A 22,897-nucleotide genomic window follows, 5' to 3' on the forward strand; every position below is an offset into this window, starting at 1 on the left:
TCGGTACCTACCGAGCAAGGACAAGGCCCGACATGCGTAGAACCAAGATCGTAGCAACCCTGGGACCGGCCACGGACAGCCCGTCCGCCATGCGCGCGCTGGTGAAGGCCGGCGTGGACGTGGTGCGCATCAACTTTTCCCACGGCGATCCGGACGATCACCGCAAGCGGGTGGCCCTGTTGCGGGAGACCGCCCGGGAAGCCTCACGCATCATCGCCGTGCTGGGGGATTTGCAAGGCCCGAAGATCCGCACCGCCCGCTTTGTCTCGGGCAGCGTGGAACTGAAGGAGGGCGATGACTTCATTCTGGACGCGGACCTGGCTCCCAATGCCGGCACCCGGGAGCGGGTGGGCATCACCTACAAGGCACTGCCCGGCGACGTCAGCCCCGGCGACAGCCTGCTGCTGGATGACGGTCGCCTGGTGCTGACGGTGGAACGGGTGGACGGGCCGCGGATCCATACCCGCGTGGCCGTGGGCGGCACCCTGTCCAACAACAAGGGCATCAACCGTCAGGGGGGCGGCCTGTCCGCCCCCGCCATCACCGACAAGGACCGGGAGGACATCCGCCTGGCCGCCGAGCTGGACGTGGACTTTCTTGCCATCTCCTTTCCCCGTAGCGCCGCCGACGTCAATCGCGCCCGGGAACTGTTGCGGGAGGCCGGCGGGCAGGGCGCCATCTGCGCCAAGATCGAACGGGCCGAGGCGGTGGACGCCATCGACGAGATCCTCACCGCCACCGATGTGATCATGATTGCCCGTGGCGACCTGGGGGTGGAGATCGGGGACGCGGAGCTCCCGGGGGTGCAGAAGCGCCTGATTCAGCAGGCCCGTACCCGCAACCGGGTGGTCATCACCGCCACCCAGATGATGGAATCCATGATCCAGAACCCGATCCCCACCCGGGCCGAGGTGTTCGACGTGGCCAATGCGGTACTGGACGGCACCGACGCGGTCATGCTCTCCGGGGAGACGGCCACCGGCAACTATCCCCACAAGGCGGTGGAGGCCATGGGGCGGATCTGCGAGGCGGCGGAGCGCCAGCGCAGCGCTCGGGTGTCCACCCACCGCATGGACAGCTACTTTGAGCGGGTGGACGAGGCCATTGCCATGGCCACCATGTACACCGCCAACCACCTGGATGTGCGCGCCATCGCCGCCATGACCGAATCCGGCTCCACGGCCCTTTGGATGTCCCGCATCAGTTCCGGCATCCCCATCTTCGCCATGACCCGTCACCAGTGCACCTGTCGACGGATGGCATTGTACCGGGGGGTCTATCCGGTCCTGTTCGAGAGCGACAATACCAGCCATGCGGCCAACAACCGTCAAGTGGTGGCCATGCTGCAGGAGGCCGGTATTGTCAGGGACGGGGATCTGGTCATCATCACCAAGGGAGATCTCACCGGCGTCATGGGCGGCACCAACGCCATGAAGATCGTCCAGGTGGGGGCATTGCAGGACTTTGCTCCGTAAGCGCCCTTGATTCTCGAACCCATAACGACAACGATACCGAACCGCATAGCGATTCGAAGACCACAACCCACAGGAGGTCCCTCATGGCCCTGATTTCTTTGAGACAGTTGCTGGACCATGCCGCCGAGCACGGTTACGGCATGCCCGCCTTCAACGCCAACAACATGGAGCAGGTGCACGCGGTCATGCAGGCCGCCGACGAGGTGGATGCCCCGGTGATCATCCAGGCCTCCGCCGGTGCGCGCAAATATGCCGGCGAACCCTTCCTGCGCCATCTCATCATCGCCGCGGCGGAACAGTATCCCCACATCCCCATTGTGCTGCACCAGGACCATGGCGGCGAACCGGCGGTGTGCCTGGCTTCCATCCAGTCCGGCTTCACCTCGGTGATGATGGACGGCTCCCTGATGCCCGATATGAAGACGCCTTCCACCTATGAGTACAACGTGGAAGTGACCCGCCAAGTGACCGAGATGGCCCACTGGCTGGGCGTGTCCGTGGAAGGCGAACTGGGCTGCCTGGGTTCCCTGGAGACCGGCATGGCCGGCGAGGAAGACGGTTCCGGCGCCGAAGGCCAGCTGTCCCATGACCAGCTGCTCACCGACCCGGACGAGGCCGCCGACTTCGTCAAGAAGACCGGCGTGGATGCCCTGGCCATCGCCATCGGCACCAGCCACGGCGCCTACAAGTTCACCCGTCCGCCCACCGGCGACATCCTGGCCATCAAGCGCATCAAGGAGATCCATGCCCGCATCCCCAACACCCATCTGGTGATGCACGGCTCTTCTTCCGTGCCCCAGGACTGGCTCAAGATCATCAACGAGCACGGCGGCGACATGGGCGAGACCTACGGCGTGCCGGTGGAAGAGATTCAGGAAGGCATCAAGCACGGCGTGCGCAAGGTGAACATCGATACCGACCTGCGCATGGCCTCCACCGGTGCCATTCGCAAGTTCCTGGCGGAAAACCCCAAGGAATTCGATCCTCGCAAGTTCCTCAAGGTCTCCACCGCCGCCATGAAGGACATCTGCAAGGCGCGCTACGAGGCCTTCGGCTGCGCCGGCATGGCCTCCCGGATCAAGCCCGTGAGCCTGGAAGCCATGGTCAAGCGCTACAAGTCCGGCGAGCTGGCGCCCAAGGTGCAGTAAGTGCAGTAAGGTAAACGCCGCGCAAGCCCCTCTCCCCTCGCGGGAGAGGGGCTGGGGTGAGGGGAATGCGGTTCTGCTAAAGTACCAAACAATAGGCACGCCGTTCATTTCCACCCCTTCTCTCTCTTCGGGCGAAGGCTGTCGATATCCTTGGACCCCGCATGCACACACCCAGCCCTCGTTTCCTTGCCTGCCTTCTGCCGCTCCTGCTCCTGCCCGCCACGGCGCCGGCGACCCCGTTGGCTGAAGCCCTGCAGTCCTGCGCCGGCATCACCGATGCCGATGCCCGCCTGGCCTGCTACGACCGTCTGGCGGAACAGCCCGGCGCGGATGGTGACACCCCAGCAACAACGCCACGGGCCAGAACCCTGGCACTGCCCGGAGGGGCTGAGGCACGGGGCTCCGACCCGGCCCGCCGGTCCAGCTCTCGCATCGACGCCGTCTGGGGGTTTGCCCCGGACAGCAGCCGTTACGTGATCGCCTCCCACCGCCCCAGCTACCTGCTGCCGGCCCGTTACAGCGACCGGCCCAACGAACAGCCCTTCTCGCCCCTGGCGGAACTGGCCGATGCCGATCGGGTGGAGCTGGACTCGGTGGAGGCCAGGTTCCAATTCAGTTTCAAGACCCGGCTCTGGACCACGGATGACCGCCGCTGGGGCCTGTGGGGTGCCTATACCCAGCAGAGTCAGTGGCAGGTTTATAACGACCGGGAAGGGGTGTCGCGACCTTTCCGCGAAACCAACTACATGCCGGAGCTGATCCTGAGCTACCGGCCGGATCTGTCCCTGGGGGGCTTCCACTGGCGCCTGTTCAGCGTGGGTTACAACCACCAGTCCAACGGTCGGGCCGAGCCCCTGTCCCGCAGCTGGGACCGCCTCTTTGCCGAAGTGGGTGTGGAGCGGGGCGACCTGGTCCTCAATGCCCGGGTCTGGCACCGGGTCCAGGAAAGCGACACCCGGGACGATAATCCGGATATCACCGACTATCTGGGGTACGGCGACCTCACCGCCTTCTGGCAGCAGGGCGGCCACAGCTACACCCTGATGCTCAGGGGGCGTCCCGCCACCGGCAAGGGCGCCGTCCAGGCCACCTGGATGAGTCCCCCGATACTGGGGCCGCTACGGGCCTATACCCAGGTTTTCAGCGGCTACGGGGAGAGCATGATCGACTACAACTGGCGCCAGAACACCCTGGGTTTCGGGCTGGCCCTGAGTGATCTTTACTGACCCGTGCCATGGGAGCCGGAGGTGGAACCCCCCCGGAACACGGGGACGTGTTCCGGGGGCAGCGGCGCCCGTTGCCGCATCCGGTCGGCGATCTTTTCCGCCACCATGATGGTGGGGGCGTTGAGGTTGCCGGTGATGATGCGGGGCATGATGGAGGCGTCCACCACCCGCAGGCCCTCCACCCCGAATACCCGTCCTTCGGCATCCACCACTGCCATGGGGTCCTGGGGCGAACCCATGGCACAGGAACCCGCCGGGTGGTAGGCGGTTTCACCGTGCTCGCGCACGAAGGCATCCAGTGCCGCATCCGAGCGGGCCTCGCTGCCGGGGGACAGTTCCCGTCCCAGATAGGGTGACAGGGACGGCTGGACCATGATCTCCCGGGTGAGGCGGATCGCATCCCGGAATTCCCGCCAGTCCTGGGGGTGGCTCATGTAGTTGAAGCGGATGCGTGGGGCCAGGCGCGGATCCTTGCCGGCCAGGCGGATCCAGCCCCGGCTGGGGGAGCGCATGGAGCCCACATGGGCTTGGAAACCATGGGCCTCCACCGCCTGGGTACCGTTGTAATTGATGGCGATGGGCAGGAAGTGGTACTGGAGATTGGGCCACTGGAAGGCGGGATCACTGCGGATGAAGCCCGCAGCCTCGAAGTGGTTACTGGCGCCGATGCCCCGCCCCGAGAACAGCCACTGGGCACCGATCCAGGGCTGGTTCCACCATTTCAGGGCCGGATAGAGGGTGATGGGGCATTTGCACTGGTACTGGATGTAGATCTCCAGGTGATCCTGCAGGTTTTCGCCCACGCCGGGCAGGTCATGGACCACCGGGATGTCCAGGGCCTCCAACTCGGCGGCCGGGCCGATCCCCGAGCGTTTGAGCACTGTCGGCGAGAGGATGGCGCCGGCGCAGAGCACCACTTCTCGCCGGGCATGGGCATGTCGGCGCCGCCCCCGGTGGATGAAGCTGACCCCCCGGGCGGTATGCCTTTCGATGAGCACCTGCTCGGTGAGGGCACGGGTCATGATGTGCAGGTTGGGGCGCGGGCGTGCCAGGTCCAGGTAGCCACGTGCGGTGCTGGAGCGGCGCCCACGGGGGGTGGTGGTCCGGTCCATGGGGCCAAAGCCCTCCTGCTGGTAGCCGTTGACGTCCGGCGTATGGGGGTGGCCGGCTTCCTGGGCCGCCTGGATGAAGGCCTGATAGAGGGGGTTGTTGCCCGGCCGGGGTGTGGTCACCCGCAGGGGGCCCTGGTCGCCGTGATAGGCGTCGGCGCCGATATCCCGATGTTCCGCCTTCTTGAAGTAGGGCAGGCAATGGGCATAGTCCCAGCCCGGCAGGTTGAAGTCCGCGGCCCAGTGGTCATAGTCCAGGGCGTTGCCGCGGATGTAGCACATGCCGTTGATGAGGGACGATCCCCCCAGGCCCTTGCCCCGACCGCAGTCCATGCGGCGCCCGTTCATGTGGGGTTCCGGCTCGGTCTGAAAGCCCCAGTTATAGCGACGTCCTTGCAAGGGATAGGCGAGGGCGGCGGGCATCTGGGTGCGAAAGTCCAGTCGCCAGTCCCGTCCACCGGCCTCCAGCAGCAGTACCCGGGTGTCCGGGTCTTCGGTCAGTCGGGCGGCCAGTACGGCGCCGGCGGAACCGGCGCCGATGATGATGTAGTCGTAGGTCATGTCCTGCATGGGGCTCCTGGATCAGGTGGGGGAGGGAGGGTGGGGCGCCGGGCTAGAACACGCTGTCCACCCCGCCGAGTTCCACGTACACCGACTTGCGCTGGGTGTAGTGCTCCAGGGCGGCGCGACCGTTCTCCCGGCCCAGTCCCGACTGCTTGTAGCCGCCCACCGGCATCTCCACCGGTGACAGGTTGTAGGTATTGATCCAGCAGATGCCTGCCTGGAGTTGGTGGATCACCCGGTGGGCCCGGGCCAGATCCCGGCTGAATACGCCCGCGGCCAGGCCGTAGCGGGTGTCGTTGGCCCGCTGGATGACGGCCGCTTCATCCTCAAAGGACTGCAACACCATCACCGGGCCGAAGATCTCCCGGCGTACCAGGGGGTGGTCATCCGGGCAGTCGGCGAACACGGTGGGTGCCACGAAAGCCCCCTCCGGGGCGTCGTCGGGGCGCAGTCGTTCCCCGCCGATCAGGCAGTGCAGGCCGTCTTCCCGGGCCTGTCGGATGCGGTCCATGACCTGCTCGCAGTGGGCCTCGCTGATGACCGGTCCCAGGGTGGTGGCCGGGTTCAGCGGGTCCCCGGCGCGGATGCGCCGGATGCGTTCCAGCAGCCGGGCCTGGAAGGTCTGGCGGATGGAGGCCTCCACGAAAACCCGGGTGCCATTGGTGCAGATCTGGCCGCTGCTGTAGAAGTTGGCCATCAGGGCCGCGTTCAGGGCCTGCTCCAGATCCGCGTCGGCAAAGATGATCAGTGGCGATTTGCCCCCCAGCTCCATGGTGACCTGCTTGAGGCTGCTGCGGGCGGCATCGGCCATCACCGCCTTGCCGGTTTCCACCTCTCCGGTGAAGGAGACCTTGGCGATATCGGGATGATGGGTCAGCGCCCGACCCACTTCCCCGTCTCCCTGCACCACGTTGAAGACGCCCGGCGGCAGACCTGCCTCGGTGAAGATGTCCGCCAGCGCCAAGGCGCTCAATGGGGTGAGTTCGCTGGGCTTGAAGACCATGGCGTTGCCGCCGGCCAGGGCCGGGGCCGCCTTCCAGCATGCGATCTGCAGAGGGTAGTTCCAGGCGCCGATGCCGGCGCATACCCCCAGGGGTTCGCGGCGGGTGTAGATGAAGGCCTGCTCGCCCTGGGGGATCTGTTCCCCTTCCAGTCCCATGGCCAGTCCGGCGAAATATTCCAGGGCGTCGGCGCCGGTCTGGATGTCCACGCTGGCGGTTTCGCTGATGGGCTTGCCGGTGTCCCGGGTTTCCAGGGTGGCCAGGGCCTGGTTGCGGTCCCGCAGCAGATCCGCCGCCCGGCGCAGGATACGACCTCGGGCCATGGGGGGCATGGCAGCCCAGGTTTTCTGACCCCGCGCCGCCGAGCGCACGGCCTCATCCACCAGGGCCTGGTCTGCCGCCTGAATACGGGCGATGGTCTGTCCGGTGGCCGGGTTGATGGTCTCGAAATGGGGGGTATCCGGAGACTGGACAGCGCGTCCATGGACGTAGCTGCCCTGAAGGGGAGCGGTGGTGGGCTGGGTATGGGGCATGGGATCTCCCGGTGATTCGCGGGTGGAATGGGGCCTGCTCAGGTTCCGGTTGGCCGGTGGCTCTCCAGCCAGGCCCGGGCGTTGTCCCGGGCCAGCCGCCGACAAGCTTCGATATCAATGCCTTCCGGTGTCAGGGCGCCCCGCAGCCACAGGCCATCAATCAGGGCAGCCACGGATTGGGCGGCATCCCGGGCCTGATTCGCCGGCAGGACCTGGCGGAACTGGTGGCACAGATTGGCGTACAGGCGCCGTTCGTTGACCCGCTGCAGGCGACGCAGGGCCGGTTGATGCATGCTGGCGGCCCAGAATTCCAGCCAGGCCCGCATGGCGGCCACATTGGTCTGGCTGGAGTCGAAATTGCCGTCGATGATGGCGTCCACATGACCGGCAACATCCTCCGGAGGGATCTTGCGGCGCTGCTCCGCTACGGCGTCTCCCAGCTGCTGGAGCAGGTAGCGCATGGTGGCCTCCATCAGCCCCGCCTTGTCCCCGAAATAATGGCTGATGATGCCGCTTGAGACCCCGGCCAGCCGTGCAATACGCGCAATGGTGGCATCCGCCATGCCGTACTGGTGAATCGCCGTGAGTGTGGCTCTGATCAGTTGTCGGCGCCGTCCGGACGCCATGGGGGAAGGTTGCATTCTGTTCTCCATCGGGCGCTTGTGTTTCACTCTAAATCAGATTGAACAATCGTTCAATTATAGTTTGATTGATCGTTCAATCAGGGTTGATTTGTCGGCGGTGACTGGGCATCCTGAAAAGGAAATACTGAATCAGTCAGCCGCTATTACTCCTGTGATCTACAGTCACGAATTGCAGATCTAGTGTGACGGGTTGCGATCTATTGTTACGGATTGCGATCTATTGTCACACTCGCGGACTTCCGTCACTCCCGCGAAGGCGGGAGTCCAGAATTACGATTCTGTGACTGGATTCCTGCCTTCGCGGGAGTGACTGACTCGGAACATCCCGAATGTCATGCCCGTTCCGGGGCGAATGAGGAGAAGAGTCGACATGCATCGTTTGCTGAGCGCAATCACCGTATCCGCCATGAGCCTGACCGGTATCGCCCACGCCGCCGAACCCGATGAATGCGGGCAGGTGCGGTTCGCCGAGGTGGGCTGGACCGACATCACCGCCACCACGGCGACGGCCCAGGTGGTTCTGGAAGGCATGGGTTACGACACCCGCAGTCTCACGGTGTCCGTTCCCATCGCCTATGCGGGGCTGGAGAACCAGGATTTCGACGTCTTTCTGGGCAACTGGATGCCGAGCATGGCCAGTATCATCCAGCCCTATCTGGAGCGGGGGACAGTGGAAACCATTGCCACCAACCTGGAGGGCGCCAAGTACACCCTGGCGGTGCCCCGGTATGTGCATGATGCCGGCGTCACCCATTTCAGTGATCTGGCGGAGCACCGCCGCCGATTCGGCGGACGCATCTACGGCATCGAATCCGGTAACGACGGTAATCAGATCATTCAGCAGATGATGGATGACGATGCCTATGACCTGGGGCGTTTCCGCCTCATGGAGTCCAGTGAAGCCGGTATGCTGGGGGAAGTGCGTCACAGCACCTCCCGTGAGGAATGGATCGTCTTTCTGGCCTGGGAGCCCCATCCCATGAACACGCGCTTTGACATCGCCTACCTGGAAGGTGGAGAGGCGTATTTCGGTCCGGATTTCGGTGCCGCCACGGTACACACCAACGTACGTACCGGCTATGCCGAGCAGTGTCCCAACGTGGGGCGTCTGCTGAGTCAGCTGTCCTTCACCCTGGAGATGGAAAACCATCTCATGGATCAGATCATGAACCGGGACGTGGACCCCAAGGTGGCGGCACGCGTCTGGCTGCAAGACAATCCTGATATCCTGAAAGACTGGCTGGACGGTGTCACCACCCGAGAGGGTGAAGATGCTTTCAACGTCGTGACCCAGGCCATCGCCGCGACGCCGGCCGAGTAGTTCTCCCTGCCCGCCGGAAAGCAGCGATGCGGTCGGGTGCAGACGTTCCGGGGGTAATCGGCTATCTTCAGCCTCCATGACACTGTCCCGACGCATCGCCCATCTGGACATGGATGCCTTCTATGCTTCCGTGGAACTGCTGCGTCACCCGGAGCTGCGTGGCCGGCCCGTGGTGATCGGCGGCCGTCGTCGCGCCTTGGGGGAACCCGGGCAGGCCGTCGCCGCGCGGTTGGGAGAATATGCCGGACGCGGAGTGATCACCACGGCCACCTACGAGGCCCGGGCGCTGGGTGTGTCTTCGGGCATGGGGCTGATGAAGGCGGCCCGGAAAGCCCCTGAAGCCATCCTGTTGCCGCCTGACTTCGAGGCCTACCGGGACTATTCCCGTCGCTTCAAGACGGCGGTGGCCGCCATCGCCCCCTGCATCGAGGACCGGGGCATCGACGAGATCTATATCGACCTCACCCACGTTCCCGGCGCATCCGGACCTCTGGGGCAGCGGCTCAAGCAGGCCGTGCGTGATGCTACCGGCCTGACCTGCTCCATCGGCATCGCCCCCAACAAGCTTCTGGCCAAGCTCTGTTCCGAACTGGACAAACCGGATGGTCTCACCCTGTTGACCACGGATGATGTGCCGACCCGTATCTGGCCTCTGCCGGTGGGAAAGGTCAACGGCATCGGACCCAAGGCCGCCGCCCGGCTGGAAGCCCTGGGTATCCTCACGGTGGGAGATCTGGCCGCCTGCGGCCCCGGTCTGTTGCGGGAGCAGTTCGGCCCCACCTACGGGGCCTGGTTGCATCAGGCGGCACGGGGCATCGATGATCGGCCGGTGGAAACCGTTTCGGTACCCCGTTCGGTCAGCAGGGAGACGACCTTCGAGCGGGATCTGCATCCTCGTCAGGACCGGGCCGAGCTGTCGGAGATCTTCACCGCCCTGTGCATGCGGGTATCCCAGGATCTGGCCCGCAAGGGCTGCCGGGGCCGCACGGTGGGTATCAAGCTTCGCTACGAGGACTTCCGCACCCTTACCCGTGACATTACCCTGGCGCGTCCGGTGTCCGCGGCGATGGATATCCGCCGGGCGGCAGGGGAATGCCTGCGCCGGGTGCCCCTGGAGCAGCGGCTTCGCTTGCTGGGAGTGCGTGTGTCGGGACTGAGTTTCGGTGACGGGGATGCGCCGGCCGACGGGGGCATGCAGATGGAGCTGCCGCTCTGATGATGTTGAGCCAATACGACCGAACGAGAAAACGATGCTGCTGACCCTTGCCGTGATGCTGTTGATCCTGTTGTTGGGCTTGGTACTGCTGCTATGGCATGCCCGTACCGCCTTCGTCATCACGCTGGAGAAGGGCAGGGCGCGGACCTTGCGGGGGACCGCGCCACCCGGTTTCCTGCGTGGCTGCGATGAGGTGGCGCGAATGTATCGTCTCACCCAAGGGCGCATCAGCGGCGTCCGGACCGCCCACGGGGTGCAACTGCGGTTCTCCCGGGAGATCCCGGCCCATGTACACCAGCCCTTTCGCAATGTCTGGACACCGCCCACGGACGGCGGCGGTGGCGGTGGTCATCGGGCCGTCGGGTAAGACCGTTTCGGCTCAGGGTGCGGTGTCCCAGACCTCCTGCAGAAAGCCGGTGCCGCCCAGATACCCCATCTGGCGTTCTATCCAGGCCTGCCGGGCACGGACGTAATCCGAGGGGGCGGCCACCCGGTATCGCACCGGTCCGGGCAGTACTGCCGCCAGCAGCGCCGCTTCCCCGGCCGTGAGCTCCGCCGCCGGTTTGTCGAAATAGATCCTGCTGGCAGCCCCCACCCCATAGACGTTGGGTCCGAACTGGGCCACGTTCAGATACACCTCCAGGATGCGTTCCTTGGGCCAGAGGGCCTCGATCAGAACGGTCAGGTAGGCCTCGGTCACCTTGCGGGTCATGCTGCGCTCGGGCCACAGGAACACGTTCTTGGCCACCTGCTGGGACAGGGTGCTGGCGCCACGCAGACGCCCCCCGTCCCGGTATTCGTCGATGGCGGCACGGATGGAGCGAAAGTCGAATCCCCGGTGATCCAGAAAACGCTGATCCTCCGCGGCGATCATGGCCAGGGCCGCATGGGCGGAAATTTGCTGCCGGGGCACCCACTCGTGGTTGACCGGGATGGTGCCGATGGCGGGGCGGGAAGACCACTGATGCTGCAGCATGAAGGCGGTGGTGGGGGGATCCACCCACCGCAGGCTGCCCACGATCAGGGCGCTGAGCAGCACCAGCGCCGCCAGGCTCGCCAGGAGCCAGCGCAGCAAGCGCCCCCACAGGGACCGGCGACGGGGTTTGGACGGGTATTTTCGCACCCGGGAACTATCTCAATTTCCAGCCCGGATCGGAAGCCGTGCGTGCCGATATCCCACTTACCGGCGGCAGCTCATGGGAATTCTCCCGCGAAGCGGCTAACTGCTCGGCGTCAGAGGGAAAATGCCGACTATCCACAAAAGCTGTGGATAAGTCTGTGGAGAGGATGTCGGAAACCGGGTCAAGAGCGCATGAGAGCAGGGGGCGGCTGAATTGGTCATGAAATGACCAGGTCTTTAATTGATTGATTTTAAAGTTTTTTAATTTCGTTTACGGTTCTACCCGAGCAGAGCTTAGGGTTGTCATGTCGCTGCATCAGGTATTTCCCATGCTGTGCATATTCCTGGGTATATCCGCGCCGTCAGCGGTACAACGACGGTCTTTGCCATCGACGTGGTTCCCGCCGCCCGGTGATTCCGTACCAGGGGGGGGATCCAACGCGGATCTCCCCTTCTCTCTGGCCACCCCCCCCCTTGGAACCTGGCACGGTTTAGGCTATCCTGCGCCACCTTGCCGCAGTCGAAATTTCCCGCATCGGCAGGCGGCGTTTCCCGGCGCACATTCGCCCTGAAACGTGCTAACATCTTCTTTCACGCGCCCGTAGCTCAGCTGGATAGAGTACTGCCCTCCGAAGGCAGGGGTCACTGGTTCGAATCCAGTCGGGCGCGCCATAAAATAGATAGTAAAAACAGCCGCTTACAGGATATCCTGGGCGGCTTTTTTGTTGCCTGGTCACATGGAAATAGTACTGTGTGCCCATCCCCGCGCCCTCCTTCAAAGCACTATGCATGCCTGTGAAAGGCTAGCCAAAAGATATTTTCAGCGGCGTTGCCGCGTCTCGGGTTGAGTACAGGCGCCGAATCAAGGTTCCCTGGAGTGAGGGCGGCATCCTACCTCAGTAGGTGGTAGTGTTCGGGGTCGAACAGATGACGCAAAGCCATCTACGAAACCCATCAATAACAGGAATGCAGAATCGATGGAATTGCCGGATGGTATCTACGACCGGCTGCTCACGGAGTCGTTAAGGGATGCCCTCGCCAGTGTCGCGGACGAGCGGAGCCGTACACTCAAAGGGCTGTCCACCGGGGATGCTTCTGAACGGCTGGTTGAAGCGATAACATCCCAGCTTGGCCGCATACTGGACGACCTGCCAGGTGACGGACAGGAGAAAATCCAGCGCCAACTGGCGCTTGCCAACGCCGTGCTGTTACATGCTCGCCAGCATCTTGATGGCCATGAGGATAGGGGGGATGCCCTGGTTGAGCCATTGCAACTGTTGCATGCCGTCCATCGGCATTCCTCCGCACCCGTGTTGCCGGATACGGGGCTGGCCCTGCCTTGGTTGTTCACAGCCGGCAAGGGCTCGCCATCCCTGTTGTCCGAACTGCGCCGGGAACTCTCCGCCTGCGATCAGGTGGATATTCTGGTCAGCTTCATCACCCTTTCCGGGGTGCGCAAGCTTTTGGATATCCTCCAGTCTGCGACTGCAGTAGGGGCGGATGGCCGACCACGAACCGGGCTGCGTATCCTCACCACCACCTACACCGGCGCCACAGAAGTCCAGGCCCTGGATGCACTGGCCCGGCTGCCAGGTTGCGAAATCCGTGTCTCCCTGGACGGTCGCCGTACCCGCCTGCACGCCAAGGCGTGGTTGTTCCACCGGAGATCAGGTTCCGGCACCGCCTATGTGGGGAGCGCTAACCTCTCGGGTGCTGCGCTGATGGGTGGCCTGGAGTGGACTGTCAAGTTCACCGAGCGCGGGCAGACCGATCTGTTCGAACGGGCCAAGGCCCATTTCGAAACACTTTGGGAGGATCGGGAGTTTCAGCCCTTTGATCCGTACAATCAGCAGCATAGGGAAGCGCTAGGGGAGGCCCTGAAACGGGAATCAGGCGAGGATATCATCGCTCGCCCCACTTATTTCGACCTCGAACCGAAAACCTATCAGCAGGAGATGCTCAATCAGTTGCAGATCGAGCGGGACCACGGGCGCCGTCGCAACCTGGTAGTGGCGGCCACGGGCACCGGCAAGACTGTGGTGGCTGGGTTCGATTACAAACGTACCTGCACACAGGCTGGAGGGTTGCCTCGGTTGTTGTTCGTGGCGCACCGGGAAGAGATCCTTAAACAGGCATTGCGCACCTGGAGGGAGGTCCTGCGGGATCACAGCTTTGGTGAAATATTGGCCGGTGGCCGCGAGCCCGAGCAGTTCGACCACATCTTTGCCACCATCGACAGCGTGACTGCCAGGAATATGGTGGGCCGGTTTGGTCCCGAGCACTGGCACACGGTGATCGTGGACGAATGCCACCGCCTGGCAGCGCAGCGATTTCACGCTTTTGTCAGCGCAGTCAAGCCCAATATCCTGCTGGGCCTGACCGCGACCCCGGAGCGCAGTGACGGCCAGCCGATTCTGCACTATTTTGATAATCGGCCCGACGGCTCACCGGCGGTGGAACTGCGACTCTGGCACGCTCTGGATCTGCAACTGCTCTGTCCCTTCGAGTATTACGCCTGTGACGACGACACGGACTTTTCCACTGTGCCGTGGAATCAGCCCGGGGAACTGGCGGCCATCGACAATCTGGTGACCGGCAATGACGTGCGTGCACGGCTGGTGCTGAATGAATGGCGTCGTCTGGCCGGTGACCCGGCGCGGGGCCGAACCTTGGTGTTCTGTGTTTCCGTGGCCCATGCGCAATACATGACGGACAGGCTCAACGTTTCCGGCATCAAAGCCGTCTGTGTGGTCGGCGCCACGGCACCAGATGAGCGGCGGCGTGCACCGGAGCTTCTTGCACGGGGCGAAGTTTCCGCCATTGTGACCTGCGATCTGTACAACGAGGGTGTTGACCTGCCGCTGGTGGACACCCTGTTACTGCTGCGCCCTACCCAGAGCCCCGTGCTGTTCCAGCAGCAGATTGGCAGGGGCTTGCGGCTGGCCCACGGCAAGGAAAGCTGTCTGATCCTGGATTTTGTGGGGCGGCACCGTCAGGAATTCCGGTTCGATCGACTACTTTCCTCCCTCACCGGTTTGCCTCGCGGGGAGCTGATTGACGCGGTGGAAAAAGGCTTCGGCTCTCTCCCCCCGGGCTGCCACCTGCATCTGCAACGCAAAACGCGTGAACAGGTGCTAGACAGCCTGAGAAGGCTGGTGCAGCAAAACTGGAGACGCCTGCGCACCGAATTGCAGACCTATGCTGCCTTGCGTGGCCGAAACAATATCCGTCTGGTCGATTTCCTGCGGGAGCAAGCCATCGAACTGGAAGATATCTATCGCCGAAGTGGCCGCTCCGGCTGGACCCATCTCAAGCGTGATACCGGGTTGCTGAACCAGGATGCTGGTGCTGAGGAAGCCTATTTCGGGCGTCGTTTCTCCGACCTGCTGCATTTTGATGATCCCGAGCGCATCGATCTGCTGCTCAAGGTGGGAGAGAGCAAGGCAGGCTATCCACCCGGTAGCGATCGGGAACGCCTACTGATGCAGATGCTCGCCTATCAGATCGATGCCCAGCACCATCAGTCTGGCACCGGCGAGGCTTTTCTGCATCGGCTGCATGCCTATCCGGAGCTCATCGCCGAGGTTGGCGAGCTGGGGGAGGTGCTGCAGACACGCTCGCGTCTGCTTCATCGTCCAGTCCCCGGGCTGGACGATGTGCCGCTCTGCCTGCATGGCCGCTATGGTATCCGTGAGATATTGACGGCGCTGGGGTGGCTCACAGCGGAGCGCCGCGCCCCGTTTCAGGCCGGCGTGTTGCCCTTGAAGGATCGCAAGATCGAATTGCTGTTCGTCACCCTGGACAAGCGGGAAGGCTACCATGAGCGCATCGCCTATCATGATTACGCCATCAGCACAGAGCGCTTCCACTGGCAGTCTCAGAATGCAGCCGGGCCTAACACCACCGCTGGGTGCCGTTACCTGGAAAGCCCTGGAAACGGCTGGCGCTTCCAGCTTTTCGTGCGTGCAGCAAAGGGGGACCCCTACCACGCCTGCGGCCCGGTAACCCTGGAGGGTGCGGAAGGTGAAAAGCCTATGAGTATCCACTGGAAACTGGGCATTCCTTTGCCGATCAGGCTGTTTCAGGCATTCAGTGTACTGAGAGAGGCTTGATTCTCGCTCACCAGACACTGCAATGGACACCCCATCCGGTGGGGGCATTGGCAAGTCCTACGGTTTCAATCCCGACGGCAAGATGGGGGTGGGTCGATCGGCGATCCAAAGCATCTGTTCCGTCAGCTTCTGGGGTTATCGTGAGCGCTTTTGCTCTCAGCAGGGTGAGGGCTGTAAAGAGCGGCCTTGATCCACATAAGGGTGCCCGGCGAAGTGGGTCACGGTATGAACCCATCCTTCCCAAAGAACCATGTGGCGTAGGATAAGCAATCATGTTCACGAAGGTGGGTCACCGGATGCGAATGCTTCACGGTCAGCGGCAGTCGGAACCTCGTGGTGCCGCGACTCTGCTTCAGGCGGGGTGAATGAACTCAGGAGAGTCAAGCCAAATGATGCAGGATGATCGTGAGCAGCAACTGCCACACGGGTGGGTCTGATGAGTTCACATGTATCCCCCAGCCTGAAATCACGTTACCGGGGTGTACTGCTCGGCCTCGCAGCCGGCGACGCCCTGGGCACGACGCTGGAATTCGCTTCACCGGGCAGCTTTGAGCCGATCAGCGACATGGTGGGAGGTGGGCCTTTCCAGCTTGAGCCGGGGCAGTGGACCGATGACACCTCCATGGCCCTGTGTCTGGCGCAAAGCCTGGTGGCGCGATGGCTATCTCAGCAGCACCGGTACCTGTTTCGATATCGGCAACACAGTGAAGGAAGCCCTCTCCGCTTACTTGCACAGCCAGAACCCCATCAGCGGCTCGACGGCCAGAAGCAGCGCGGGCAACGGATCCTTGATGCGGCTCGGCCCCGTGCCCCTGGCCTATCGCCGTCATTCCACCCGCGCCATGGCGGCCGCCGCGGCCAGTTCCAAAACCACCCCCGGAGCCCCGGAGTGCCTGGATGCCTGCCGGGCGTTCAGTGGCTTGTTGCTGGCTGCACTGGAGGGCTGGAGCAAGGAGAGACTGTGTACCGCATCCTGGCAGGAACTGCCGGGCTTTGTGGCGGAGGACGAGTTGGAGCCGGCCGTGAAATCCGTGATGCATGGTTCCTATCGTCAGGGCCACCCGCCCCGGATTCGTGGCACGGGCTATGTGGTGCAAAGTCTGGAGGCGGCGCTCTGGGCCTTTTACCGAAGCCAGGATTTCCGCCAGGGTGCGCTGCTTGCCGCCAATCTGGGCGATGATGCCGATACGACCGCAGCGATTTATGGCCAGCTTGCCGGCGCGTTCCATGGCGAGCAGGGCATCCCCGAGGCATGGCGTTCCAGGATAACCTGCGGGGATCTCATGGTGGAGTTGGCGGATGCCTTGCTGTCCCTGTCCGAAGAGGGCAGGGATGGGCCTCATCTGAATACGGATCCGGGAGCGACGACATGACCCTGGTACGCACCAGTGAAATGCACCCTCTGCGGATTGACGCGCTCACTCTGCCCGGAGGTGGCCAGATCGGGATCACCTTCTGTCCTGGAAAGCATCAGCGGGATGCGATGACGGGCCGGTGGAAGCGGGATCTTCAGGCCGATCTCAAGTCCATCCAAGTGTGGGGCGCGTCAGCGGTCATCACGCTCATCGAGGATCACGAATTTGCCGAGTTGTCCGTGCAGGGCCTGGGCGACATGGTACGTGCCCTGGGCATGACCTGGCATCACCTGCCCATCCCGGACATGTCGGTGCCGGATCCGGGGTGGGAGCAGCGCTGGCAGGGTGTGTCCCCATCAATGCACGCGCTGCTGGATCATGGCGGCCAGTTGCTGATTCACTGCAAGGGCGGCCTGGGGCGTGCCGGCACGGTGGCCGCCCGGTTACTGATCGAACGCGGGTATGCCCCGGATGACGCCATGGCCAGGGTGCGAGCGGTCCGGACGGGTGCGATTGAGAATGCGCTTCAGGAGCGGTATCTGTTGGCCGGTTTCCGCCCTGGATAGCGCTGTGCCGACGAGATGCCCTGGTGTTACCTGATGGGAAGACGCCCGACGCAACGAACGGCCAGGGCGAGGGTAACGATCAGCAGCCCGGTATCCTTGGGGCTGTGCACGATTCGGCGGATTCATGGACAAGGCCGCCAATGGACGGCAGCCGCTGCATTGCCCATCTCGACATGGATGCGTTCTATGCGTCCGTGGAATTGCTGCGTTATCCGCAACTGCGGGGGCGGCCCCTCGTGGTCGGTGGACGGCGCGTCACGGCCCCGATGGCCGGCGACGACGGTGTTCTTCAGTTTACCCATCTGCGTGATTACCGTGGGCGAGGCGTGGTGACCACCGCGACCTACGAGGCGCGCGCCCGGGGTGTGCGTTCCGGCATGGGCCTGATGACCGCCGCTCGACTTGTGCCGGATGCGGTTCTGCTGCCCGCTGATTTCACGGCCTACCGGCACTACTCGATGCGCTTCAAGACGGCGGTTGCCTCCCTAGTACCGAGGATCGAGGACCGCGGGATTGACGAGATCTACATCGATCTAACCTCCCACAGCAGCGACCCTGAGCCGATCGCCCTCCGCATCAAGGAGGCGGTGCGTGCGGCGACGGGTTTGTCCTGTTCGATCGGCATCGCGCCCAACAAGCTGCTGGCGAAGATGGCTTCGGAGTTCGACAAGCCGGACGGTCTGACGCGCGTGGGTCCGGCGGATCTGGTGGCCCGGATATGGCCGTTGAAGGCCAGCAAGATCAACGGGATCGGGCCCAAGTCCACAGAGCGGTTGGCGCGTCTGGACATTCATACCATCGGTGATCTCGCCCGGGCAGAACTCGGGCTTTTGCAGGAACACTTCGGGCCCCGATATGCCGCCTGGCTGCACGATGCCGTGCACGGGCGTGACGGCCGGCCGGTGGTCACGGAGGCCGAGCGAAAGTCGGTCAGCCGCGAGACCACCTTCGAGCGTGACCTGCACCCGAGACCGTGCCGAACTCACCGGGATCCTGGTGGCACTTTGCGAACGGGTGGCCGCTGATCTGCAGGCGTTGGGCGTGCGTGGACGGACCGTGGGTACGCGGATTTTCGCACACTGACCCGGGACCACACGCTGCGCGAGCCCGTTCGACGAGCAGGGGGAGCTGGCCTCGAGCCGGGAATGCCTGCGTCGGGCGCCTATGGATAGGCCGTTGCGGTTGCTGGGCGTGCGCGCCCTGGTGCCGGTTGCCGATGTCGCTGAAAATCCTGGAGTCTGGGAGCAGGGCGAGTTGGCCTTCGACGAGTGAAGTTGTTGGCGCCTGGCAAGGCTGGGGACGTGGCGTCGGGATGGATGCCTGCAGTCGACCTTGAGCCGCCGTCGAGCCGTTGCTCACGAACGACTCCTCACTACTGTCCTGCGGACGCCAGAAAACCTCCATCGCGGGCATCCTTTTTTGGGATATTGCAATTCATGCCGGCGACCGGAAGCCCCATAATCTTGCAAGTCCGAAGCAGGCTTGCATTAATCTTCGAGCATTACACATAATGTGTACCATGAGTGCACAAAAAGAGGGAAAGCTGAAGAATGTCTTGAAAGCTGTTCCCGCAGGCTTTGTGGTGGATGCGCGCTGGCTGGAGAACCACGGCGTCAGCCGGTTCCTCACCCGGAAATATGTGGATCGCGGCTGGCTGGAGCGCCTGGAGCGCGGTGTCTTCCGTCGCCCCACGCCGCATTCAGCCCCTCCGGACTGGAAGAGTTGCATCCTGTCTCTCCAGAAAATCATGGGTTATCAAGTCCATGTCGGTGGCATGTCCGCCCTTGACCTCCAGGGTTACCGCCACTATCTCCCGCTGGGCGCGCATCCGCCCGTGTGGGTCTACGGCAGTGACACACCAAGCTGGCTGTCGCGCCTCAACCTCGACGCACCGCTCATCAGCCGCCCCCTGTCCCTGTTCGATGACCCGTTGCTCGGTCTGACGGAATACAAACATGGCAATGCCCCGACGCTGCCCTGGGGCTGGACGCTCCGAATATCCTCGCCCGAGCGCGCGATCCTCGAAGCACTTGACGAACTGCCCGCGCATGAGAGTTTCCATCACCTTGACATGGTTTTCGAGGGGCTGGCGACGATGCGGCCTCGCCAGCTGACGGCGCTGCTGCAGAGCTGCCGCAAGATCAAGCTCAGACGCCTATTCTTCGTCTTCGCCGACCGCCACAAACATGTCTGGCGCGAGCGTCTTGACCCCGGCGACTTCAACCTCGGCACGGGTGACCGCGCCCTGATAACGGGCGGCAAAATCCATCCGCGCTACCGCATCATGGTCCCGCCCGAATTCGTTGATGTCCCAACGGGAGATGCCGATGGCCCGTGACGCCTATAGTGCACAGGTCGCGCTTCTGGTGCGCCTGCTGCCCTTCATCGAGGCGGAACCCGTGTTCGCGCTCAAGGGCGGCACTGCCATCAATCTGTTCTACCGCGACATGCCGCGCCTGTCGGTAGATATCGACCTGACCTACCTGCCGGTCAAGGACCGAGCGGAAAGTCTGAGGGAGATCAACGAGACGCTCGACAGGATCATGGACGCGGCCAACGCCGGCATTCCGCGTCTCCGCGCGCAGCGCATCGAGGGTGGCAGTGGCGGCGCCACCCGTATCCGAGCCCGGCTTGACAGTGCCGAAGTCAAAATTGAAATCTCACCGGTCACGCGGGGCGTCGTGCACGATCCTGAACGCCGCGCCGTATCCCCAACGGTCGAAGATGAATTCGGGTATGCCGCCGTCCAGGTTGTGTCATTTGAGGATTTGTTCGGTGGCAAACTCCATGCGGCGGTCGATCGCCAGCACCCGCGCGACCTGTTCGATATCAAGCTGCTCTACGAACACGAAGGGCTGACCGACGCACTGTTCCGCACCTTCCTGGTTTATATCGCCAGCTCCCCGCGCCCGACGCATGAACTGCTCGGGCCCGGACTGAGCGATCTGCATGAACCCTATGCCAGGGAATTCGTCGGCATGACGACCATCCCGATCTCCGTCGAAGAGCTCGAAGCGACCAGAGTTCGGCTCATCGCCGATATCCGCGGTCGCCTGTGTGACAACACCGCGCAATTCCTACTCGGCCTGCATGACGGCGAACCTGATTTCGAAGCGATCGGATTGCCGCAGGCACAAATCCTTCCAGCCGTCCGCTGGAAACTCTTCAACCTGAAAAAGCTCGCGCACGAGAACGCAGCCAAACATGCCGCGCACCGCATGGAACTCGAAAATCTTTTCCGCAACTCCTAGCCCATGGGGCCGTGAGCTTGTTAGCGAGCAGGGGAAGTCGGGTTTGATGTCTTGGCCACTGCCAGGACCGCCTTGGCGAAAGTCCGCTGTTCGTTGCAAAAAAGTCTCTGGCCTGGCTCGCATCAGTGGCCGCTTCGGGCCGACACCCGACACCAGCCTACCTTCGCATGCAGGTAAAACCGGCTCTGCGGGTGGTGTTGGGGGCCAGACCGTCCAGCATGTAGGCGCTATCGAAGGATTTCAGGTGGACAACCCGGGCCGGTGGGTAGACATTATGGCGCATGAACCCGCATGCGCTGCAGGAGTGGATTGCCGATCTCGCCGAGGCGTTCGCCGTGCCCGGCGTGGCCGCGGGTGTGTGGCACGCCGGGAAGGTGAGTTTTGCTTGCCATGGGGTGACGAGCATCGAGAACCCGTTACCGGTCGATGAGCGCACGCTGTTCCAGGCGGGATCCATTGGCAAGACGTTGACCGCCACGGCAGTGGTCCGGTTGGCCGAGTCCGGGCACGTGGAACTGAATGCGCCGGTACGCCGCTACGTGCCGGAATTGCGTCTGGCGGATTCCGCTGCAACCGTGCAGGTCACGTTGCTTCAGCTTCTGAATCACACCGCCGGTTGGGAAGGGGATTTCTTTCCGGATACGGGGGAGGGTGATGATGCGCTGGCGCGTTTCGTTGCACGCATGGATGAGCTGGAGCAGCTGACGCCGCCGGGAACGGCCTTTTCCTACAACAATGCCGCGTTCTGCCTGGCGGGCCGCGTGATCGAGCATGTCACCGGCGACACCTATGAGACCGCTATACGCAGGCTGATCCTCCAGCCTCTGGGACTGTGTGAGTCCTTCTTCTTTCCCAACGAGGTCATGACGCGCCGCTTTGCCGTCGGTCACAAGCCGTCGGCCGATAGCAGCTTGCAGGTGGCCCGACCCTGGGCACTGCCGCGCAACGGTGCGGCGGCCGGAGGCCTGGCCACCTGCATCGGCGATCTGCTGGCATGGGCCAGATTTCATCTGGGCGATGGCCGGGGGGCGGATGGTACGCGGGTGTTGAGCACTGCGGGGCTGCAGACCCTGCGTGAGCCCACGGTGTGCATGCCGGGTAGCGCGTTTGGAGATGCACTGGGCATCGGTTGGTTTCTGGGCGATATCGGCGGCGTGCGCAGGGTGGGGCATGACGGCAGCACGAACGGCCAGGAGGCCAGTCTGTGGCTGTTGCCGGAACATGACTGGGCGCTGGCCTTGCTGACCAATGCCAGCCCGGGCGGCCTGGGGTTGAATCCGGTGGTCCGGCAACGGGTGCTGGCGGCGTGTACCGGTATCGTCGAGGAAACGCCTCTGCCGGTGTCGGCGGCGTGCGAGGTGCTCACCCCGTATGAGGGGCTATACGGGGGCCGTGGCATGCGTTGCCGGGTCACCCTCGGCGAGGCCGGTGATCTGTTGTTCACCCTGCACAATGACCCCGACATGCTTGCCCAGATGTTTGAGCAGGATGAAGCGCCGTCGCCCCAGCCAACCACGCTGCATGCGAAACTCGTGAGCGGCCATGTGGACCGGTACGTGTTTGTGGACGGGCCACTGCCGGGCGTCACCGGCTATTTTGTCCGTGACGGCCACGGCCACGCACAGGCGTTGCATCTTTTCGGGCGCCGACTGCCGCTTCGGGAGCTGTGATTGCCGTGTTGATGGGAGGAGACCTGAAGGAGAGCCACCCATGAAATTTTCGCAAACGTTCAGAGGGCGGGAGCAGGACATCATTGATCTGTTCCATGCGACCTTTGCCTGCGCCGAGGGCGCGGAGGAGGGCGCATTGATCGGCAATCTGGTCCGCCATCAGATGGCCGGTACCGCCGAGCCGGATCTCCATGTCTTCCTCGCCGAGAGGGATCGAGCCATTGTTGGCGGGGCGATCTTTTCCCGGCTGACCTACGATCAGGACGACCGATCCGTGTTCATCCTCGCACCGGTGGCCGTTGCGAGCGAGTGGCAGGGGCAGGGCGTCGGCAAGAAACTCCTGGCCCATGGTCTGGAAGCACTGAGAAACGCCGGGGTTGACGTGGTGCTGACCTATGGTGATCCGGACTACTATTCGCGTGTCGGCTTCAAGCCCATCAACGAGTCGTTGGCCCCGGCGCCCTTTATCTTGAAGCAGCCCGAAGGCTGGCTGGGACAATCCCTGACAGGTGGGGAGATGGTGCCTTTCAAGGGGGCGCCGCGCTGTATCCCGGCGCTCAATGATCCTGTCTTCTGGTAGGGGAGC

17 protein-coding genes, 1 tRNA gene and 1 pseudogene are annotated in these 22,897 nt (G+C 63.5%); 15 read left to right on the top strand and 4 right to left on the bottom strand.

The genetic code is table 11. From position 1 onward, the window contains the following. Positions 1-32 precede the first annotated feature (32 nt). The 3 genes from pyk to ACLF6L_RS01330 all read left to right on the top strand — a co-directional run bounded on the left by pyk (position 33) and on the right by ACLF6L_RS01330 (position 3,849). Positions 33-1,475 carry a pyruvate kinase gene (gene pyk, locus ACLF6L_RS01320; RefSeq protein ID WP_412852183.1) on the top strand — a complete coding sequence of 481 codons (1,443 nt, stop codon included), beginning with the start codon at positions 33-35 and terminating at the stop codon, positions 1,473-1,475. Positions 1,476-1,558: 83 nt separating this feature from the next. Further along, a complete protein-coding gene (gene fba / locus ACLF6L_RS01325; protein WP_200173831.1) occupies positions 1,559-2,623 on the top strand; it encodes a class II fructose-bisphosphate aldolase in 1,065 nt (354 codons plus the stop codon). A gap of 161 nt (positions 2,624-2,784) precedes the next feature. Then, complete coding sequence (locus ACLF6L_RS01330; RefSeq protein WP_412852184.1) at positions 2,785-3,849, top strand: phospholipase A; 1,065 nt, start codon at positions 2,785-2,787, stop codon at positions 3,847-3,849. Here ACLF6L_RS01330 and betA read toward each other — a convergent pair. The 3 genes from betA to betI are packed head-to-tail and all read right to left on the bottom strand — an operon-like array spanning position 3,843 to position 7,697. After that, positions 3,843-5,528, bottom strand: coding sequence for a choline dehydrogenase (gene betA, locus ACLF6L_RS01335; protein ID WP_412852185.1), 1,686 nt, complete (start codon positions 5,526-5,528; stop codon positions 3,843-3,845). The genes ACLF6L_RS01330 and betA overlap by 7 nt on opposite strands. A gap of 43 nt (positions 5,529-5,571) precedes the next feature. Beyond that, positions 5,572-7,056, bottom strand: a complete 1,485-nt coding sequence (gene betB / locus ACLF6L_RS01340; RefSeq protein ID WP_412852186.1) for a betaine-aldehyde dehydrogenase — start codon at positions 7,054-7,056, stop codon at positions 5,572-5,574. A 38-nt stretch (positions 7,057-7,094) separates the two neighbouring features. Continuing rightward, positions 7,095-7,697: a transcriptional regulator BetI gene (betI, locus tag ACLF6L_RS01345; protein ID WP_412852187.1), complete on the bottom strand. Its 603-nt coding sequence runs from the start codon at positions 7,695-7,697 to the stop codon at positions 7,095-7,097. A 373-nt stretch (positions 7,698-8,070) separates the two neighbouring features. Between betI and choX the strand changes: the two genes are divergently transcribed. The 3 genes from choX (at position 8,071) to ACLF6L_RS01360 (ending at position 10,604) form a co-directional block, all read left to right on the top strand. Next, positions 8,071-9,021 carry a choline ABC transporter substrate-binding protein gene (gene choX, locus ACLF6L_RS01350; RefSeq protein WP_238617834.1) on the top strand — a complete coding sequence of 317 codons (951 nt, stop codon included), beginning with the start codon at positions 8,071-8,073 and terminating at the stop codon, positions 9,019-9,021. Between the two features lie 109 nt (positions 9,022-9,130). Further along, a complete protein-coding gene (gene dinB / locus ACLF6L_RS01355) occupies positions 9,131-10,237 on the top strand; it encodes a DNA polymerase IV (RefSeq protein ID WP_412852730.1) in 1,107 nt (368 codons plus the stop codon). Between the two features lie 34 nt (positions 10,238-10,271). Continuing rightward, positions 10,272-10,604 carry a DUF3634 family protein gene (locus ACLF6L_RS01360; RefSeq protein WP_412852188.1) on the top strand — a complete coding sequence of 111 codons (333 nt, stop codon included), beginning with the start codon at positions 10,272-10,274 and terminating at the stop codon, positions 10,602-10,604. 12 nt (positions 10,605-10,616) lie between these two features. Here the strand turns inward: ACLF6L_RS01360 and mtgA are convergent, their stop codons facing one another. After that, a complete protein-coding gene (mtgA, locus tag ACLF6L_RS01365) occupies positions 10,617-11,312 on the bottom strand; it encodes a monofunctional biosynthetic peptidoglycan transglycosylase (RefSeq protein ID WP_238617832.1) in 696 nt (231 codons plus the stop codon). Positions 11,313-11,952: 640 nt separating this feature from the next. On the opposite strand from mtgA, the gene ACLF6L_RS01370 reads away from it, so the two are divergent. The 9 genes and pseudogenes from ACLF6L_RS01370 (at position 11,953) to ACLF6L_RS01410 (ending at position 22,891) form a co-directional block, all read left to right on the top strand. Then, positions 11,953-12,029, top strand: a tRNA-Arg gene (locus tag ACLF6L_RS01370). Positions 12,030-12,334: 305 nt separating this feature from the next. Beyond that, positions 12,335-15,469 carry a DUF3427 domain-containing protein gene (locus ACLF6L_RS01375; RefSeq protein WP_412852189.1) on the top strand — a complete coding sequence of 1,045 codons (3,135 nt, stop codon included), beginning with the start codon at positions 12,335-12,337 and terminating at the stop codon, positions 15,467-15,469. A 436-nt stretch (positions 15,470-15,905) separates the two neighbouring features. Then, a pseudogene (locus ACLF6L_RS01380) lies at positions 15,906-16,842 on the top strand (ADP-ribosylglycohydrolase family protein). After that, positions 16,839-17,390, top strand: a complete 552-nt coding sequence (locus ACLF6L_RS01385) for a cyclin-dependent kinase inhibitor 3 family protein (protein WP_412852190.1) — start codon at positions 16,839-16,841, stop codon at positions 17,388-17,390. Before ACLF6L_RS01380 ends, ACLF6L_RS01385 begins: the two are co-directional and overlap by 4 nt. A 140-nt stretch (positions 17,391-17,530) precedes the next feature. Continuing rightward, positions 17,531-18,415 carry a DNA polymerase Y family protein gene (locus ACLF6L_RS01390; RefSeq protein ID WP_412852191.1) on the top strand — a complete coding sequence of 295 codons (885 nt, stop codon included), beginning with the start codon at positions 17,531-17,533 and terminating at the stop codon, positions 18,413-18,415. A 494-nt stretch (positions 18,416-18,909) separates the two neighbouring features. After that, entirely contained in the window at positions 18,910-19,728 is an 819-nt protein-coding gene (locus ACLF6L_RS01395; protein ID WP_412852192.1) for a type IV toxin-antitoxin system AbiEi family antitoxin domain-containing protein, read from the top strand. Next, positions 19,718-20,641, top strand: a complete 924-nt coding sequence (locus ACLF6L_RS01400) for a nucleotidyl transferase AbiEii/AbiGii toxin family protein (protein ID WP_412852193.1) — start codon at positions 19,718-19,720, stop codon at positions 20,639-20,641. Before ACLF6L_RS01395 ends, ACLF6L_RS01400 begins: the two co-directional genes overlap by 11 nt. A 281-nt stretch (positions 20,642-20,922) precedes the next feature. Beyond that, complete coding sequence (locus ACLF6L_RS01405) at positions 20,923-22,311, top strand: serine hydrolase domain-containing protein (protein WP_412852194.1); 1,389 nt, start codon at positions 20,923-20,925, stop codon at positions 22,309-22,311. Between the two features lie 40 nt (positions 22,312-22,351). Then, positions 22,352-22,891, top strand: a complete 540-nt coding sequence (locus ACLF6L_RS01410) for a GNAT family N-acetyltransferase (protein ID WP_412852195.1) — start codon at positions 22,352-22,354, stop codon at positions 22,889-22,891. The last annotated feature ends 6 nt before the right edge of the window (positions 22,892-22,897 follow it).

Source organism: Ectothiorhodospira shaposhnikovii, from assembly GCF_047222355.1.
In the GTDB taxonomy this organism is placed as follows: Bacteria; Pseudomonadota; Gammaproteobacteria; order Ectothiorhodospirales; family Ectothiorhodospiraceae; genus Ectothiorhodospira.